The sequence below is a fragment of the Ruegeria arenilitoris genome (assembly GCF_013030985.1).
Lineage (GTDB): Bacteria > Pseudomonadota > Alphaproteobacteria > Rhodobacterales > Rhodobacteraceae > Ruegeria > Ruegeria arenilitoris_B.
This window is the reverse complement of sequence record NZ_WPYP01000006.1, coordinates 270129-285692: the sequence shown is the minus strand read 5'-3', so window position 1 is coordinate 285692 and position 15564 is coordinate 270129. Positions and strand designations below refer to the sequence as shown.

Sequence of the window (15564 nt, the reverse complement as noted above, 5' to 3'; positions counted from 1 at the left end):
CGGCGCTGCCATCACTTGGCATTGGTTTGACGGCCAATCCAGATTTCAGCGCGCTCCGCGCATTTGGAGAGATTCAACAAGTCCGAATGGTGGAAGCTGTTCGAGTTGCGCCATTCGCCGGTATCGGTCTTGTAGGCGCGGGACATATCGACCGAGTAGAAGCCGTCATTGTCCCAAATGGTTGCAGTTATCAGGCCGATCTTAAATTTCTGTGCAGGCTGGTTTGCCATGGTTCAGTGTCTTTCTGTTGATGTTTAAGGAAAGGGGCGCAGGACCGTTTCGCCCGCGCCCCTAGAGAGCCAATCCGGCCCCAAAATCCCGCGCGGCGCTGCCAACCCCGTGCGAGCAAAACTCAGGTTTGCGAGGTGTTCCAGCGACGGCGACCTTCGGCCCAAATGCGCAGATCGCGGCGGCGGTAGCGCACGGAACGTCCCGGTTTGTAGTAGGAAGGACCAAAGCCAGTGATGCGCCACTTCTGTATGGTTCGCACACTTTGGCAGAGATAGTCTGCCGCTTCGGTCTCGGTGATAAACCCATCCCAATAGTCAGAAGTGGGGATGGTCTGCTCGGTGGCAATTGCCTGTTGTTGCATTCTGTTCGACCTTTCAACGTAAGTTGCTATGAGGCGAACATAGGGGCGCTCGGGTGCGATTTTCGAGCGAAACCGCTGGACGAATTAGCCGCGAATTTGAACAACAATTCGTCCAGTAGGCTAGGCGCGCTCACGAATGCAGTCTTTTAATTCCCGCATGACGCGCGAGGTTGGAATGCTTGGGTCGATTTTCCGAAACGCTTCAGCACAAAAGCGAGCGGCATTTGTTATCGGCTCACCCGTCGAAGTAACGTCCCGTGTAAACGCCTGATTGGTCGTTCCATCCCAAAGATTAGCGATGTTACGCATCCATAGCCGCAACCCGTATGAGCGGACTTGTCCGGGTCTTCCTTTTGGAAGGTTCGCACTCTTGCTGGTTGCCGCAATTTCCAATCCTTCAATCACTGAACGCAGCGTTGGAACATCCATAACCACGCATGGGACGCCAATTTCCAGATGCTTCAAAGACACCGCCAGAGAGGGCTCGCTTGGGGCGGTCAATGAACCAGAAATAGCATGTTGCGCATCACTGTCAGCGTGCCTGTCGAGTTCCGACTGTGCTTTCCATGACAACTGGTCAAGTGAAGTTTTCAGCCGATAGGCTTGTTTCGCTATGTCCTTCAACTCTTGCGCTACGTCGCTGTTTCGAGGAAGGTTCTCAAACTTCGCAGTTTCCCAGCGATATATGGCGGCGCTGTGTTCAAGGCTTTCCGCGAATGCTCCGATGTTCGCAGGGGTGAGCTCCCCGATCTCGCAAAGGAATTGAACGAAGCTGTCGTCGTATGTGTCTTTGTAGAACCTTGGGGGAACTACTTGGTTGTCGGGTGCGATAAGTATGGGACTGCCTCTTCGATCGTTTTCAAACCTAACAGGGTTCCGATTCCTCAAATATGGGTTTGCCTTTTACCGAGTAAGGTACGCATCGGGCAGGGTATACCCCGGGTAGGGACGAAATCGAGCAACCAATTGGTGAGGAATAGTATTTGACTATTCCGAGAAGTTGAGTTGGGGTGTCGCGATAAACGCTGTCGCGGCACCGAAATGTATCGAGCACATCAAGGTCTGAGGCTGCATAAATAATTGGTATTGAGGTTTGCATGCCCGTTTTTCTTCACGGCTTAGCGTTGCAGTTTTATCGGGGCATTGGGCCGGAAATGCAGTTGATTGCCCCCTTCGGCGACTTGAACATTTTCGTTGGTGCCAACAACTCAGGTAAATCAACAGTTCTGAACTTCATTTCTGCGCATTTACTCTCTCGTGACAATTCCGGGCGTTACATTACCAGTCTTTCTCAAGTTGAAGGGTATAGAGGTCAAAACAGCGGAAATTTATCTTTTGCCTTCGGAAGCCCAAAGGAAGAAGTTCTTAGGGCAGCGGTTGAGGCGTTGGCAGAAAGAGGCCTAGACGTTATTGACCAACAAAACTGCGTTAACACGGCAAGGCAATTGGTCAGTGCGTTAGCAGTGCACGGCCTCGTGTGGTCTATTCCTCCTTCGCCTTCGCACAATCAAATGTTACCCCTTAAGTCGAATGTTCCCGAGCACGCTTATAAGAAAGTTGCAGACCATTGGCTGGGTCTAACAGCTAGAGCGTTGACCGGGGGCGCACGCCGCGAGCGCAGTGACTATGCGAAGTCGATGGTTCAGTTCTTTTGTAGTAATGTGAAAACGCCGTCAGCTCCTGTCAGTTTGATTCCCGCCAAGAGAGAACTTGGCCCCAAAACAGATGCATTTGAGGGCTTCGGTGGCAAAGGTTTGATTAACCGGCTGGCTGAGCTTCAAAACCCTAGCTTCGAGAATCTTGAAGACAAAAAACGATTTGAGCAAATCAACGTGTTTCTGCGAGATGTGACAGGCAAGCCGGACGCCGAAATCGAAATCCCACACGACAAAGAACACGTTCACGTCCACATGGACGACAAAATCCTGCCCTTGTCCTCTTTGGGTACCGGCATTCACGAAGTCGTCTTGATCGCATCCTACTGCACGCTTCAAGAGAACGCGATTGTTTGCATCGAAGAACCGGAAATCCACCTGCATCCGCTGCTTCAAAGAAAGCTCATCGCCTACCTGCGAAAGAACACCAAGAACCAGTATTTTATTGCCACTCACTCGGCAGCATTCATTGATAGCGCAGACGCATCGGTGTTCCACGTAACCAACGACGGAAACCAAACAAGGGTGCGCAACATCAGCCTCAAAAAGGAAAGACGGCAGTTGTGCAACGACCTTGGCTACAAGGCGTCCGACATCGTCCAGGCAAACGCCGTGATCTGGGTGGAAGGGCCTTCGGACCGCATTTATCTGCGCCACTGGATAAGTGCGGTCGATAGCTCTTTGAAGGAAGGGACACACTATTCGATCATGTTCTACGGCGGCCGCCTTCTAAGCCACCTGAGCGCTGATGAAGAAGATGTTGAAGGCTTGATTGATCTACGGGCTTTGAACCGGCACAGCGCCGTCGTGATTGACAGCGATCTTGCTAGCTCTGCCGGGAAAATCCGAGAAACCAAGCAGCGCGTCGTTGACGAATTTGCTGACGCGGAGGGCTTGGCTTGGGTGACGGACGGGCGCGAGATTGAGAACTACGTCGATCACGATGTCTTGCAGTCGGCCGTCCAGCAGGTCCGTCCAACCAGATATTCGAAACCCCATCGGGGAGGAAAATTTGACCATGCACTTCATTTCATCAGGAAGCGCACTAAAGGCGAAGCGGATAAAAAGGACGGCGAGTTAGTTTTCAAGGACGTGGACAAAGTGAAGGTCGCCCGGCTGGTGTGCGAAGCACCTGCAAATCTGGAAGTGTTAGACTTGGCAGAACGCGTTGAAGCTCTGGTAGATTTCATAAGAAAGGCAAACTGAACCAAGCCCTACTTTTCTCATTCCGTGAGTTCGCTTTCGTCACCGTGGTTTTCCCTACCCGGGGTATACCCGGCCCCGCGTATACCCCGGGTAGGGAAAAAACCCCTATGTAACGTATCGTATACGTAGGCGCCCTACGTAATGTAGCCCGCCTATGTATATGTTTAGAGGGTTGGTCGCGCTGAGCGCCTTACCTAACTAGACGCAGCCCATGGGTAGGTTCCTGCGCACCTACAATTGTATTGAGGCGTTCGGCGTTTTCTTCTGCCGCCTGACGTACCGGATCATCGGCCAGATGTGCATACCGCATCGTGGTCTGAATCTGGCTGTGGCCCAGCAGCCGCCCAACCATCTGAATGGGCATTCCCGACGACACGGCATTTGACGCATAGGTATGGCGCAAGTCATGAATGCGGACATCATGCAGACCAGCCCGTTTACGTATACGACGCCATGGCTTTTGCAGGTCGGTGGCGTAGTGGCCGGAGACAGCCCCGGCAATGACATAAGGGTTGTCAGGAAGCCGCGGCAGGGCGCTCAGAACCGCTCGGGCCGCTTGGGGCAGGGGAATGCGCCGCGCGCCCGTCTTGGTTTCTGGCAGCTCCATTCCTGCATCTGTGATGAAGGACCATTGCAGGGTCTGGATTTCACCGAGGCGACACCCGGTCAGGATCAGCAACCGGAAGGCGGCGACAACAAAGGGCGACTCCGATCCATCGCGTTCCGCTTCTGCCAAGACCTGTCCGAGCCGTTGCAGCTCGTTTTGGCTCAGAAACCGTTCCCGTTTCTCTTCGCGGTATTTTGGGACATGGCGACAGGGGTTTGATCCGTCAGGCCGCAAGCCCCAGATTTCCGCGAGATTGAACATCTTGGACAACACGCCCAATGTCCGGTTGGCTTGATAGGGTTTGTCCCGAAACTTGTGGTGCAGTTCGGCTATGTCTTTTCGCTCTACGTCGACCACTTTGAAGCTGCCGATGGCCGGAACGATGAATAGATCAATCGCCCTGCGATACTCGCCTTGGGTGGACGGTTTGCAGCGTTCCTTGACGTGGGTGTCAAAGAACCGCTCACACAAGGCTGCGACCGTGGGTGCGCGGCGATGCTGGGCAATCTCTTCGGCTGGGTTCTCACCCTTAGCCACTTGCCCCATGAGTTCCTTTGCCAGCTTCCGGGCTTCGTCCACGGTGATCTTGCCATGCCGTCCAATGGAAACGCGCCGAGTTCGTCCGCCTTTGCGATACTGTGCCTGATAGGTCTTGGCCCCGGAGGGCATCACGCGGACACCAAACCCGGCAATCTGGCTGTCCCAGACAAAGTAGTCTTTCGCCTCAACCGGTAAGGCTTCTACGGCGCGTTTGGTCAGTTTGGGCATCCCTCATCCTTTCTCTGTCATCGCCCCGTGGAAGCATTGTGGAAGCAACTGGAAGCGGTTCATGGCGTAAGAGGTAGGAACGGGGCGTGCCGACCGTCAATAATAAAGAATTGATTCCAATAAGATAGGGTAAGTCAGAGCTTTCCGGCGTAGTCGGTGCAAGTGTGCGTAAGCTATCTCATAACCTGAAGGTCGTAGGTTCAAATCCTACTCCCGCAACCAGGTCGAATAATCTCAAAACTACCCGTTCAGACTACAATTGATCCAATGAACCAATTGCTTAACCTCCTCACCTCGCCAGGCTCATAGGATAGCGATCTTCTCCATCTCCTGTTCGGTCAGTGGCGACCGATCCAGATCGGCTTCCGCTGCCAGTTTCTGAAGGTGTCGAGATGTCAGAATTCGACTGCGTGCGATCATCAGCTAGCGACTGATCAGATTTGATACCCGTGCCAACTCGTCTTCAGTTGCTTCGTCAGCCAGGTTTTCAAGGGCTTCTTGTGCAGCTGGAGACAGCAGGCTGGCGAGGTTTTCGGTTCTGGCGGATTGCTTGTTTGGGGTACAGGTCATCGTGTCGAAATCTCCCCGGGTTTTAGTAGCCTGAGGGCTTGCCAGGTTGGCGTCCTTTTGCACCCCTGGGTGGAAGAAAACCTCTCGATGCATCCAATGGTAAATCGGCAGCAGGTTGAAGTTTTGCGCGTAAAATACAACGAATGCGGTTTAAGCAGAAGTTATCATGTGATTTTTCGGGTGCACTTACTATGGAGACCTGAAGCATGATGAAATGGACTACGACTACGCAACACTGGCTTATGCTTGGTGCCGAAGTTGATGAAAGATTGGATGAAAACCGGAGATTTCTAAAGGGCATTTCCGACTGGATCTATTATGCCCCCGACGAAGAAGGTCTCTCTCGGATGCTTCAGGAGTTGATTCAGGATGCCAATGAAACGCAAAAAGAAATCAAATCCGTTACGCCTCTAACGCAGTCGACAGCGCATCGATCAATGCATGCTTTTCATGACACGAGCACTAGTCCGGATAGATCCTGGGGCCTTGGTTGGGGAATAGGTGTGGGATTTGGTGCCAGCTATACTGCTGGTTTCCTTGTTATCATCCAACAACATGAACTTGTGACGGAAGACGAATTTAAGCAACGTCTTCAAGCTGTACAGGATCGAAAAGACGCTGAAAGACGCGCTATCGAAGCAGCAGCGTTGAAAGAAAAACAGCAAAACGAGCTAACGGATCTTCTGAAAGTGAAAGCTGATGCCGAGGGCTCGGTAAGCGAACTTCGGAGCAAGGCCGGCAACCTGGAGCAATTGGTTGAGAGGTCCAAGGAGATCACCACCAAGAAAAAGGCTCTTCGCGGGGTGGTTTATGTTGTTGCTGACGTGGAACACAAATCCATGGAACTGGCTCAAATCTATCAAACAACGGTCAAAGAAGAACACCTTTCAGCATTGGCCGAGCTTGAAGAAGCTTTGCAACAAAGCGATGAAATCAAAGCCAAGATCGAGATGCTTCAAAACGCTCTGGCTTAGCGGAGAATTGTCGTCTTCTCGGTAGGTGTCGGCCCGGAACATGCAGGGCCGACACAGGGTTCAGTCTGCCATACGGACCCCAAAATCAAACCCTTGCAGGATGTTTGACCGGATACCTTCGGCAATCGGGTAGAAGGCCGGCTGGAACTGCACAAGGTATCGGATGCCTGATGCTGTCAGGTTGTTCGCTTTCCCGGCGACATCAGTTTCCAGTTTGTTGAACAGCACGGATTCCGTGACAGCGTTTGGTGTACGTGTCGGCGGCAGGAAATACCACAATGTAACACCCAGCGCAGAAATGCAGACAATAGCTTGCACGATTTTGCGGGCATTCAGGGATTTGCTGGCCAGCCAACTGGTTTTGACAATGTGGAAGAGAGCACCCGCAATCGAGAATGTGAAGGCAACCAGAGGGACGAATGCAATCCGGATAGCGGTATTGCCCTCGTGATAGTTGAAACCACCTTCTTCGAAGCTTGATACCGGCGCCAGAACTCTCCTTGTTTCGTCCTCAACAATGGCATCTACCCAAGGCTCGAAAACCTGCGTTTTAAACTGTTCCGGAGACATGCCTGTGCGCAGTGGTATCTGATAGTTCATTGATATCATCGTGCGCCATTTGCGTTGTATCGGTGTACTGGCGACAAACTGGCTATAGTTCAGATTGGGCCCAATGACTGCGCCAAGTCTGTATTGAATTTCCGAGTTGTACCTATTGTTGGCTTGTCTGCGGATCTTCTCGTCGATCACACGGTAAAACGTTGCTTTGTCGCGGGGATCCCATCTTCTGGGAACAGGCACACCACTGGCGTACACTTTATTGCGAACCTGGGGGTAGGCGTATCTTGGAAGTGTGTATGGCGTTTGCCGGCCGAGGCCGTTTCTGTATTTTCGGTATGCTTCCTGCTGTTCACGTGGAATCGTGGCGATCACATCGTGGTACTTTTTGGCGCCTTCTGCATATGAGTTGAAGCTTTTGTTTATCGCCACTTCGCTCTCAAGGTAGACCTGTTTGAATACGTGGTTGAAGCCACCCATGTCGTCGATCACCTGACGTCGCAACAACTGGCGGACTTCGCGCTCGGTCTTCTGTTCCACATTGTCCGTGTAGATCGCCATGGCCGGGAACATTGCCAGAAAGGTTTTGGCTTCGGGGCTTTGTGTGTCGATCCCTTCCAGATCAATTCCCTTCAGGTCGACGTCATGCGAGTGAATGGAGCGTGTGATCAATACAAGGCTTGCCGCGGCGCGTTTTTGGGCTGCTGTCGACGTTTCCGAGATCGTATGGAGAATACGTTCCTGAATGAAGTAGCTGGCGGCAAAGCAGGCAGCCGCGACCAGTGTCATTGCCAACAGCGAGGACCGGAAGGGTTTGTAGGCGCGGATTGCCAACGACCAGAAACCGAGGGTCAGGGCGCATCCCGAGATCATGCGTCCCCACATCTCAATGTGGTCGATGTCGGATTCGTTAACCGAAGTACCGATGACGTCCAGAAGCCGGGCGTTGAAGGCAAGTTCGAAAAGCAGGTAGGCGGCGGTCAGAACGAACAGGAAGATGGCCTTCTTCTGAACGCCCAGTGCATTCAGAGGAATTCCGGCTTTCAGCTTCTGATCATCCTTTACCTTCCGCTGAATTTGCTTCGCAAGTTGCTTTATGTCTTCTTCGGAACCGCTTTCCAACAAGCGAGCTTTTCTCTCACTCTCCCAACGCTCAGTTCGTTCCTTGAAATCTATGAGAGCCTGCGAAAGCTCTTTTTCGGAACCTGGTATATCCTGCATATTAAACCTTAAACCGTCTTCTGCCTTGTCACTCGATCAGATTGATTTCGACCTTGTCGTCGTTGGTCTCCTCATCGAGGTCCACCTGGCGCTTTGCCGTGCTCACCGGTGCCTGATTGACCTGTGTAAGGATAGGGGCAGGCGCAGAAGGGGCAGATGTCGGTATGGGCTTTGAAGTGGTCGGCACCACGGACGCTGTTCTGCGGGGCGCAGATTGCGTTGTCTTGGCGGGCGCAGTTTCCTGTTGCGGAATGACTCCGGAAAGAAGTTCACCGACGGTGAAGTCTACGCTGCCATCTCGCTTCCATTCTTCAATTTTTTGATTGGTAACTTCTTCTGAGCATGCCGATACCAAAGTTGCGATAGCAAGCGCTGCGACCGGAATGGTTTTGCCTATAGCAGTCAATTTCTGAGCTCCTTGGGGGCTGTTTTTGCGAGATTGGTTGGGACCTGTCGTGTGACGAACAAATCCACCGGTGTTCGATTTGAAGACAGAACACTTGGTAAACTGCTAACGGCGCAGTAAGTCCCTGCATTTGTCTTCAATTCAGCGGGTCGGGTGGTGATCTGGTGAACCCCAACGGCATGGATCGGCGGCATTGCGACAGCGCTATTTCCACGCAGGATCTACTGTGCAGGTCAATTCTGGTTCACAAATTGTAGGGGTGTATTCGTTGTCCGAGAGGATGAGCAGTGTTCAATATTCGTCACTATCCGTGTTCTTTTTCGCTTTGACTAACTGTGTAGCCTTTTGTGATCATTGTCTTTTAGCGGCACAATCTCAAGTAGAAACGGTCGCGGCAAGGAAATTCTCGTAAACTGTCTGTTTCGCGTCAGACAAGCCGTGCTTCCGTCCCGCGACACAATCCTATGATAGGCGGCAAAGCAGGGCGAAAGGTTGGTTGGGAACCAAGAAAGTGCAAAAAAGTGAAAACCTACTCCATCGACGAAGTCCTAGATTCCCACCTCTCCGATCCAGAAACCGCCTTGTACTACTTGATGGATTTCTTTGAAGAGTGTCGCCCGACCGAACAGATCGAGTATGCGATTGAGAGAGTTGCGGCGGCCTTTGACCAACGGGTGAGCCCAAGTGCAGCACCGGTGCAAAGCAAAATTGCCCAAATTCGCATGGTTCAAGTGGATCAGCTAACGCCTGAAATGATGGTGGACTTGATCCAGTTGGCTGGTTTCAAAGCCAAGTCTTGGCCGTCCAACAGTTCGTCTAAATCGTTTAGCGGCGGTTCCGAAGCAGCGGTTCCCACGACTCCACGCATCGAATGACCAAGATTGCATTTGGGGCAAAGTGCTTGAGAGTGTTGCGTCAGTGATCGTCAATTGTGACGCTTCCAGCAGATCAGAAGGCCACTGACCAGTGTGTGAAGAACCACACCTGGTCGATACCACCCGTGGCGTGCGGCAAAGTGAATCATCGGCAATGGGCCGCCCAAATGGACTTCCAGATAGCGTTCAGTTGAGTTATTCGATTATCAATCAAGAGGGGATTTTGTCGGTGGATATTCAATCATTGGTTATAAATCCGGATAGCTGTGAAAAGTCTCGATTTGGTCCTGGCAACATATGAGCTTTCGCCGGGAAGAGCTGTCGTTGCTGACTCCGCTATTCTGCCAAGCCGAAAAGACCCGAATTGATGATGTCGGATCAACCGGTTGATAAGGTTATTGGTTTTTGGTGACAAAAGGAAGGTGTGGTCAATTTTGACAACGACACACACAGCAGCAGACCCCCATTCTTTTCCGTTGCCAAAGGACCACCGATAAACTTGGAAGTAAGGAGAAAATTTAGTCCAATGGGGAATAAAACTTTACGGTATGCAGCAATTTGCATGACCGCCACCCTTGCGCTTGCAGGCTGCAAGGGGCCGGAAGATGATTTCAAGGAAATCGTGTCGAAAGAAATATCTGGATGGGGCAAGCTTTGCCTCGGTGTTGACTACGAATACGACATTCCGACATTTCCAATGCCCGTGAGCTCAATCGAGAGTTTTTCGGCGATTGCCTGGGGTGAAGGCGTGCTTCGCGCCGGCCACGCGGGAGATGACTTGGCTGGATCGCTTTTCGGTGGACTGGCATCGATTGGGCTTTCGGAAAACAGCAATAATGGCCTGCCGATGGTGACCAACGTTGCGCTGCTTGAAGGGATGTTCAAGCAAGGTCTGGTTTCGCAGGCCGAGCTTGAGGTCAAATCTGGCTGGAGCAGTCGCCGGGTCGATGCGGTCGAGTTGACCGAAAAAGGCTCAAAGATTGATTTCTGGTCAGAGGATGCGTCAGAGATCTGTCTGGGCAAGCCAGTGTTTGGCGAGATTCAACGCTTCACCTACGATCAGAACGGCAACAATGAGAATGCAGCCACCGTCGATTTCTCGTGGACATTCGAAACACCATCCTGGATCGAAAAGAACGCTTTTGAGGATATTCCCGGCGTCCAAAATCCATCCACCGCGTCGATTTTTGTCGTGAAGTCATCTGACGGATGGCGCGTTGTCACCGAAAATGATGGAGGTGCCTGATGAAATACGCATCTGTTTTTGCCTTGATTGGCGGCATGTCTTTCGCCTCTGCAAGCGCGGCTCAGGACATGTATGCAGGGTCGATCTCGTGTCATGCCAAAGAGACTTGGGGATATGTGGCCGAGGTCACCGACACGGGTAATGAGATCAAGATGATCATCACCCAGAACGAACCCACTCGACAGCAAAGCTGGGAGTATTCTTCACCTATCGGGAAGGATGGCAAAGCGCCTCTGCGTTTGGGCAAACTCCGCGGAAGTATGTGGATCGACAAAAAGACCAATGACAATCTCTGGTTCACGGACCTCGAGAACTGGTGCGTGCCGAACGTCATCTTCAAAACGACCAAGCAGCAACTGTTTGATGAGTTCGAAGAGCTGAACACGCTGAATGCGCTTGAAACTCCCACGGACGAAGATGTTGCACGTTGGGCCGAGTTGATGTTGCGGCGGCCCCCGTCCTTCCTGTTCCCGCCAACAGAACAGGGGGAAGTTGAAGCCAAGCTCAGAGAGCTGGTGCGCCCTCAGGACGGGTTCCTGGAGCGCTATGTCGCCGCCAAGGTGGATGCGTTCTCAAATATGCCCTACGAGACCCAGGAGGATGTCGCGGCGGCTTTGGCAGAATTGCTGCCTTACACCAAGGAAGAACCAATTGGGCGGGATCGCCGCAACATGGTTGAATTCGGGCGTTCCGGCTCTTTGACCGATACATTGGTTTCGCGTGTTGGTACTGCCGTTCAGGCAAAAATGATGGCGGCCGGACACCCTGTTCAGGGGCCTCATGGCGCAGATATTGATCATTGTCAGTTTGTTGCGGACGCTCATGCTGGCGAATTCAGTTTCTACCAATACGCCAACCGTGTAGGTGTGCCGACTTCGTTCTGGACCAATGACATGCTGAACGAAGCCATATCGGAACTCGGTGCCTGCGGCTGGACCAATATTGCGAACCGCATTCAGAAAGGCATACGGAACGTTCAGAAGGACCGGCAGGTTCTTTCGGAAATGATGGCCTATGTCGATTATCTGAAGGATCAGGACCCGTCGCTCAAAGCGATCTACGAGGACAGGGTTTTTGATTACTCGAACGCTGTTCAGAACCAACGCTATCAAAACACCACGCTTTTCAAGGCAATCGCGGTTCCCGCAGAGATCGCCTATATCGATGTGGCAACAGCAGACTTTGATGCGGCCCTTGCAACCTATCTGGAGCCAAAAATACTTGCAGGTCAGAACGCATTTAACGGGTGCCGTTTCCTGCTGGCCCACAAGATCGTGGGTGATGAGGAATTTCACGGCAAATGCATGGAGTCCTACGACGGGTTGCGCCTGAGTGTGGCGGAACTTCCTTTCCAGCGAGAAATCGACCGTATTTCCGCGCTGGAGGTATCAGAGGATCAGATCGCCCAATTGTCCGTGTCTTCAAACCTGCCTGACATCAATTCCGAGCGCGATCCCGCGGTTCGTGCGGTAATGCAGGATGCACTTGCGAAGCTGGACAACGCGATTGTCAGCAAAGAGGCGGAATTCTCTGAGTTTGTGATCGCACGATACGAAAATGCCGGGGACGCCGGTGTTGGTCAGGTATCGGTTCTTTGCCAGTCTGCCCGCGGGGACGCGTTGAAAGACGCATGTGCCAAGGGTGAAGAGATCGCAAAAGAGCGTGAGTGGGCAGACAAAGCCGACAAGGTCATGGCCAAGATGCAGGGTTTTCGGCAAGAGCTGGACGGCATTCCGGTTTCGATGGACGGCATGAAGCAATTCCAGGAATTGCTGATGGCCCGGGTAAACGACAAGTCTGGTCTGCATTATGATCCTGAGCGCGCGGATGAGGCCATGAAGGCCTTGTTCGAGGATACAATGTCCAAGCAGGATTCGTTGACCGCTGATCTTAGGCCGGTCGTGACCGAATTCTTCGAAGCTCAGGAAATCAAGGATCTGCCGGGTCTGGGGGAATACTCAACGGTTGCAGATCTGGGTGCAGCCGCGCCCGAGCATCTGGTCTTCTATTGCAAGCACTTGGATTCGGATCCCTGGGTTTGCTCCCAGGGAATGGACAGCCTGCGCGACAAGCAGAAGGCTTACGTTTTCGGTCTACGGGTTGCTGCGTGCCAGGAGAAGCTGACAAAAATCAACTTCTCAGAGGATGACCTCAAGAAATCGTTTGTCTTTGAAGGTCACGGCAAGAAATCTCCGGGAATTCCTGCCATGGAGGTGATCTGCGAAAGCCCCGATCTTGATCTGGAAGGTAAGGATCGCCTGATTTTCGGAGATCGCAGCCGCTACTTCATCGGCGGGGTCTTGACCAAAGCAGACGATGAGATCGTGCTGGCTGTTGATGAGTATGACAATAAGCTTGGCTCCAAGTTTGGCGTCTACACCGGCTACGCGGCCGGGTGCATTCTGGGTAAAAGGCTGAATGGCACCGACCAGTGCCACCTGCCTGACCCCTACTGATACCAGTTGGTCGACCCGAACCCGCTTGCCGGGTCGACCTTTCCAACTCCTCTTGTGAAGGGTTCCGGGTGCGACCTGCCAGGATCGCACAAGAGGTATTGTACAGAGGCCCAAAAAGACCTCTTCGACGCCATCCTGTTATTCGGACGCTAAGGCGAGCAAGTCAGATTGCTTGCAGCACGCCAAGCTCACAATGGCCGGGCGTGTTCTCCGATCCAATCTGAGACCTGACTTTTCGAAACATCCCCGGAAGCCAGATCTTCCATCATCCTGACACCCTGAACCGGGTCTGGACGAAACGAAAGCCCGTTCAGGCGCAGAAAATTAGCTGCCATCACAAATCCAGTGCGTTTGTTGTCGTCCACAAAGGCATGGGCCTTTGGTTGCAATCAAGCTCTGTCGTGCGCGGGTGCTGAATGTCAGATGTTCGGATCCAGGTGCCAGGTGAGTCTATGGTGTCGAAATATTAGTTCAGGGAACCGCTAACATGCCTGTGACGTTGTACTGCTGGCAACGCTGCATGGATGTCCCGATGTTGACGGATGACGAGACCCAAGTTGTCTGGCAAATTCTCACGGACAAATCGCTGCCAATGTGCGACCGGCACTCCAGAATTCTGGCTAAGTACAGCCGGCTGACAGGCTAACCCGAACGCCGGCCTGCATCATACTGCCAGCCAATATGGTCCACCCTGCATTCAGTGCGGCAAACCGCGCAGGATAAAGGGGAAGCCCGTATTCAACCTGTGCTGTTGTTCACTGTTGTCGCGAAGTGGGCAAAGCCGGCGCTTGACCTGAAGGCGCCAACGGCGGCTAGAGCCGATAGTAACCAACGTATCCGACCATACCAGTACTCTGACGAGCGCTCCGCTTCTGTCTTTAGTTGAGGATATCGCCCCACGCCTTGTCCCAGCGACCCGCTTTCATATCTTCCGGGTCTATGAACATGCCAAGGCTTGCAACATCGCCAAACATCCAACCGACCAGATCGCTTGATGGAACCTCCAACAGGAACACGGGATTGCGGGCGCGCGAGTAGGTAAAGCCGTGATGTACCGGACCGCCCATTGTGGCGTATTCGTTTTCCTGGTCAAAACGCCAAAGCGTTTCATATCGAGCGCGGGTAGCGTCGGACACGTCGCCGGGGTGCGTGCGCATGGCCTCCTGAACCTGCATCTCGAAAACCTTCATGCTGACAGAGCGCGCCCAAAACTCGTCGATCACTAAGTGGGGTAACCATTCGACCCCGTCATCGCGTTTCCGGGGCCGCCGAACTTCAAGCCCGTCGAGCTCTGCAATCAAATCATCCACCGCGATCGTGTCCATCGCTGCATCCGGTTCGGCTAACAGCCTGCTATGGATATCCTCCAACGCGGCAATGGCGGCATCACGCGACGCGCGCTCCTCCTGTGCGGCCGCAAGGCTTGCCTGCGTTCTTGCCTGGCTTTCGTCGTTCTCGCTCTGTTGCAGCTCGCGCTTCATGCGTTCAGTGTTTCTACCCAAACTGTCCAGCGCCTGACGCTGGCCTGAAAGCAAACTGGCAACAAAGCCGCGCGCACTCGTGGTATCGAACGGACGAAAAATCAAAGAACGCGGATCGTATTCCCTTTGAATGGTGAAACGCTGGCTGTCATCTGAACTGTTCGAGCGAACGCTTGGGGGCGATCCGTCATGGGGGCGGACGGCTACCGGAAAGCGTGGTGGATGCGGCGCTACAGGAAAACCCACTGCGGCCAGCGCTTCTCGTGCTTCGTCACCGCGGGTACCGAAATAGAAGGGGTGGGGCACTTCGGGCCAAGCCCGTGTCGCGACGGGGCCGGTCAGGTGAAAGACGCGGGAGTCATCATCAATCCGCCCCTCGGACGGCATAAAAAATGCCAACCACCCGTCGCGTGGACCGAGGTCGCCCCAGATGCCATCGGGCAGTTCATCAAGCGCGATTTGCGCGACAAACAGCATCGGGCGGCCATTGGCCTGGGGCCATTCCATAGCTTCCGGCAGCATGGGTGACCCTCCGATCCAGCTTCGGCCCTGCTCTTTGGCGCCGGGCAGCAGCGGAACCAATTTCACCGGCGCGGCATGGTGGGGCAATTCGCCCGGTTCGTGTTCCAGAACGGCGAGGTTGTGTTCGAGAAACTCGGCGAGAAAGGCTTTGGCCTCTTTGGCTTCAGGCGTGTCCTCAGCCTTTTCAGAAGGTTTGTTGCGGCTGCTACCCCGCATACCCATCAGTTCGTGCATCGGATGGCCTGGCCTTGGCCGGAAGACAAGCGCCAAAATCAAAAGGGGCAAGCTTTGCTGGACCAGCGCCCAATTCTGCGGCGTACCTCTTACCCCGATGATGATCATTGTGATGCCGACAAGCCCAACGATAGGCGCAACATATTGGATGAGTTGATTAAGGCGCTGCATGGTCCCTGCCTGATTGTCGAAA

General features: G+C 53.3%; 13 protein-coding genes. 5 read left to right on the top strand and 8 right to left on the bottom strand.

All coding sequences use genetic code 11. From position 1 onward, the window contains the following. Positions 1–11: 11 nt before the first annotated feature. The 3 genes from GOX88_RS14305 to GOX88_RS14295 form a co-directional block, all read right to left on the bottom strand. The gene (locus tag GOX88_RS14305; RefSeq protein ID WP_170403058.1) at positions 12–230 is read right to left on the bottom strand and encodes a hypothetical protein; all 219 of its coding nucleotides are present in this window, start codon (positions 228–230) and stop codon (positions 12–14) included. A gap of 122 nt (positions 231–352) precedes the next feature. Beyond that, a complete protein-coding gene (locus tag GOX88_RS14300) occupies positions 353–592 on the bottom strand; it encodes a helix-turn-helix domain-containing protein (RefSeq protein WP_170403055.1) in 240 nt (79 codons plus the stop codon). Between the two features lie 120 nt (positions 593–712). Further along, complete coding sequence (locus GOX88_RS14295; protein WP_170403051.1) at positions 713–1216, bottom strand: hypothetical protein; 504 nt, start codon at positions 1214–1216, stop codon at positions 713–715. A gap of 473 nt (positions 1217–1689) precedes the next feature. On the opposite strand from GOX88_RS14295, the gene GOX88_RS14290 reads away from it, so the two are divergent. Beyond that, positions 1690–3453, top strand: coding sequence for an AAA family ATPase (locus GOX88_RS14290; protein WP_170403048.1), 1764 nt, complete (start codon positions 1690–1692; stop codon positions 3451–3453). 190 nt (positions 3454–3643) lie between these two features. Here the strand turns inward: GOX88_RS14290 and GOX88_RS14285 are convergent, their stop codons facing one another. Beyond that, positions 3644–4828 (bottom strand): site-specific integrase, encoded by a 1185-nt coding sequence (locus GOX88_RS14285; RefSeq protein WP_170403045.1) that lies wholly within the window; start codon positions 4826–4828, stop codon positions 3644–3646. Positions 4829–5604: 776 nt separating this feature from the next. On the opposite strand from GOX88_RS14285, the gene GOX88_RS14280 reads away from it, so the two are divergent. Next, a complete protein-coding gene (locus GOX88_RS14280; RefSeq protein ID WP_170403042.1) occupies positions 5605–6372 on the top strand; it encodes a hypothetical protein in 768 nt (255 codons plus the stop codon). A 60-nt stretch (positions 6373–6432) separates the two neighbouring features. Here GOX88_RS14280 and GOX88_RS14275 read toward each other — a convergent pair whose 3' ends face one another. After that, entirely contained in the window at positions 6433–8151 is a 1719-nt protein-coding gene (locus tag GOX88_RS14275) for a hypothetical protein (RefSeq protein ID WP_170403039.1), read from the bottom strand. 28 nt (positions 8152–8179) lie between these two features. Further along, a complete protein-coding gene (locus GOX88_RS14270) occupies positions 8180–8557 on the bottom strand; it encodes a hypothetical protein (protein WP_170403036.1) in 378 nt (125 codons plus the stop codon). A 521-nt stretch (positions 8558–9078) separates the two neighbouring features. Here GOX88_RS14270 and GOX88_RS14265 point away from each other — a divergent pair. The 3 genes from GOX88_RS14265 to GOX88_RS14255 all read left to right on the top strand — a co-directional run bounded on the left by GOX88_RS14265 (position 9079) and on the right by GOX88_RS14255 (position 13134). Next, positions 9079–9432, top strand: coding sequence for a hypothetical protein (locus GOX88_RS14265; protein WP_170403033.1), 354 nt, complete (start codon positions 9079–9081; stop codon positions 9430–9432). Between the two features lie 562 nt (positions 9433–9994). Next, positions 9995–10678: a hypothetical protein gene (locus GOX88_RS14260; RefSeq protein ID WP_170403030.1), complete on the top strand. Its 684-nt coding sequence runs from the start codon at positions 9995–9997 to the stop codon at positions 10676–10678. Continuing rightward, entirely contained in the window at positions 10678–13134 is a 2457-nt protein-coding gene (locus tag GOX88_RS14255; protein WP_170403027.1) for a hypothetical protein, read from the top strand. Before GOX88_RS14260 ends, GOX88_RS14255 begins: the two co-directional genes overlap by 1 nt. 188 nt (positions 13135–13322) lie before the next feature. On the opposite strand, the gene GOX88_RS14250 is transcribed toward GOX88_RS14255, so the two are convergent. Both GOX88_RS14250 and GOX88_RS14245 read right to left on the bottom strand, forming a co-directional pair. Continuing rightward, on the bottom strand, positions 13323–13469 hold the full coding sequence (locus GOX88_RS14250; protein WP_217354236.1) for a hypothetical protein: 147 nt from the start codon (positions 13467–13469) through the stop codon (positions 13323–13325). A 543-nt stretch (positions 13470–14012) separates the two neighbouring features. Then, positions 14013–15542: a DUF1963 domain-containing protein gene (locus GOX88_RS14245; protein ID WP_170403022.1), complete on the bottom strand. Its 1530-nt coding sequence runs from the start codon at positions 15540–15542 to the stop codon at positions 14013–14015. Positions 15543–15564 lie beyond the last annotated feature (22 nt).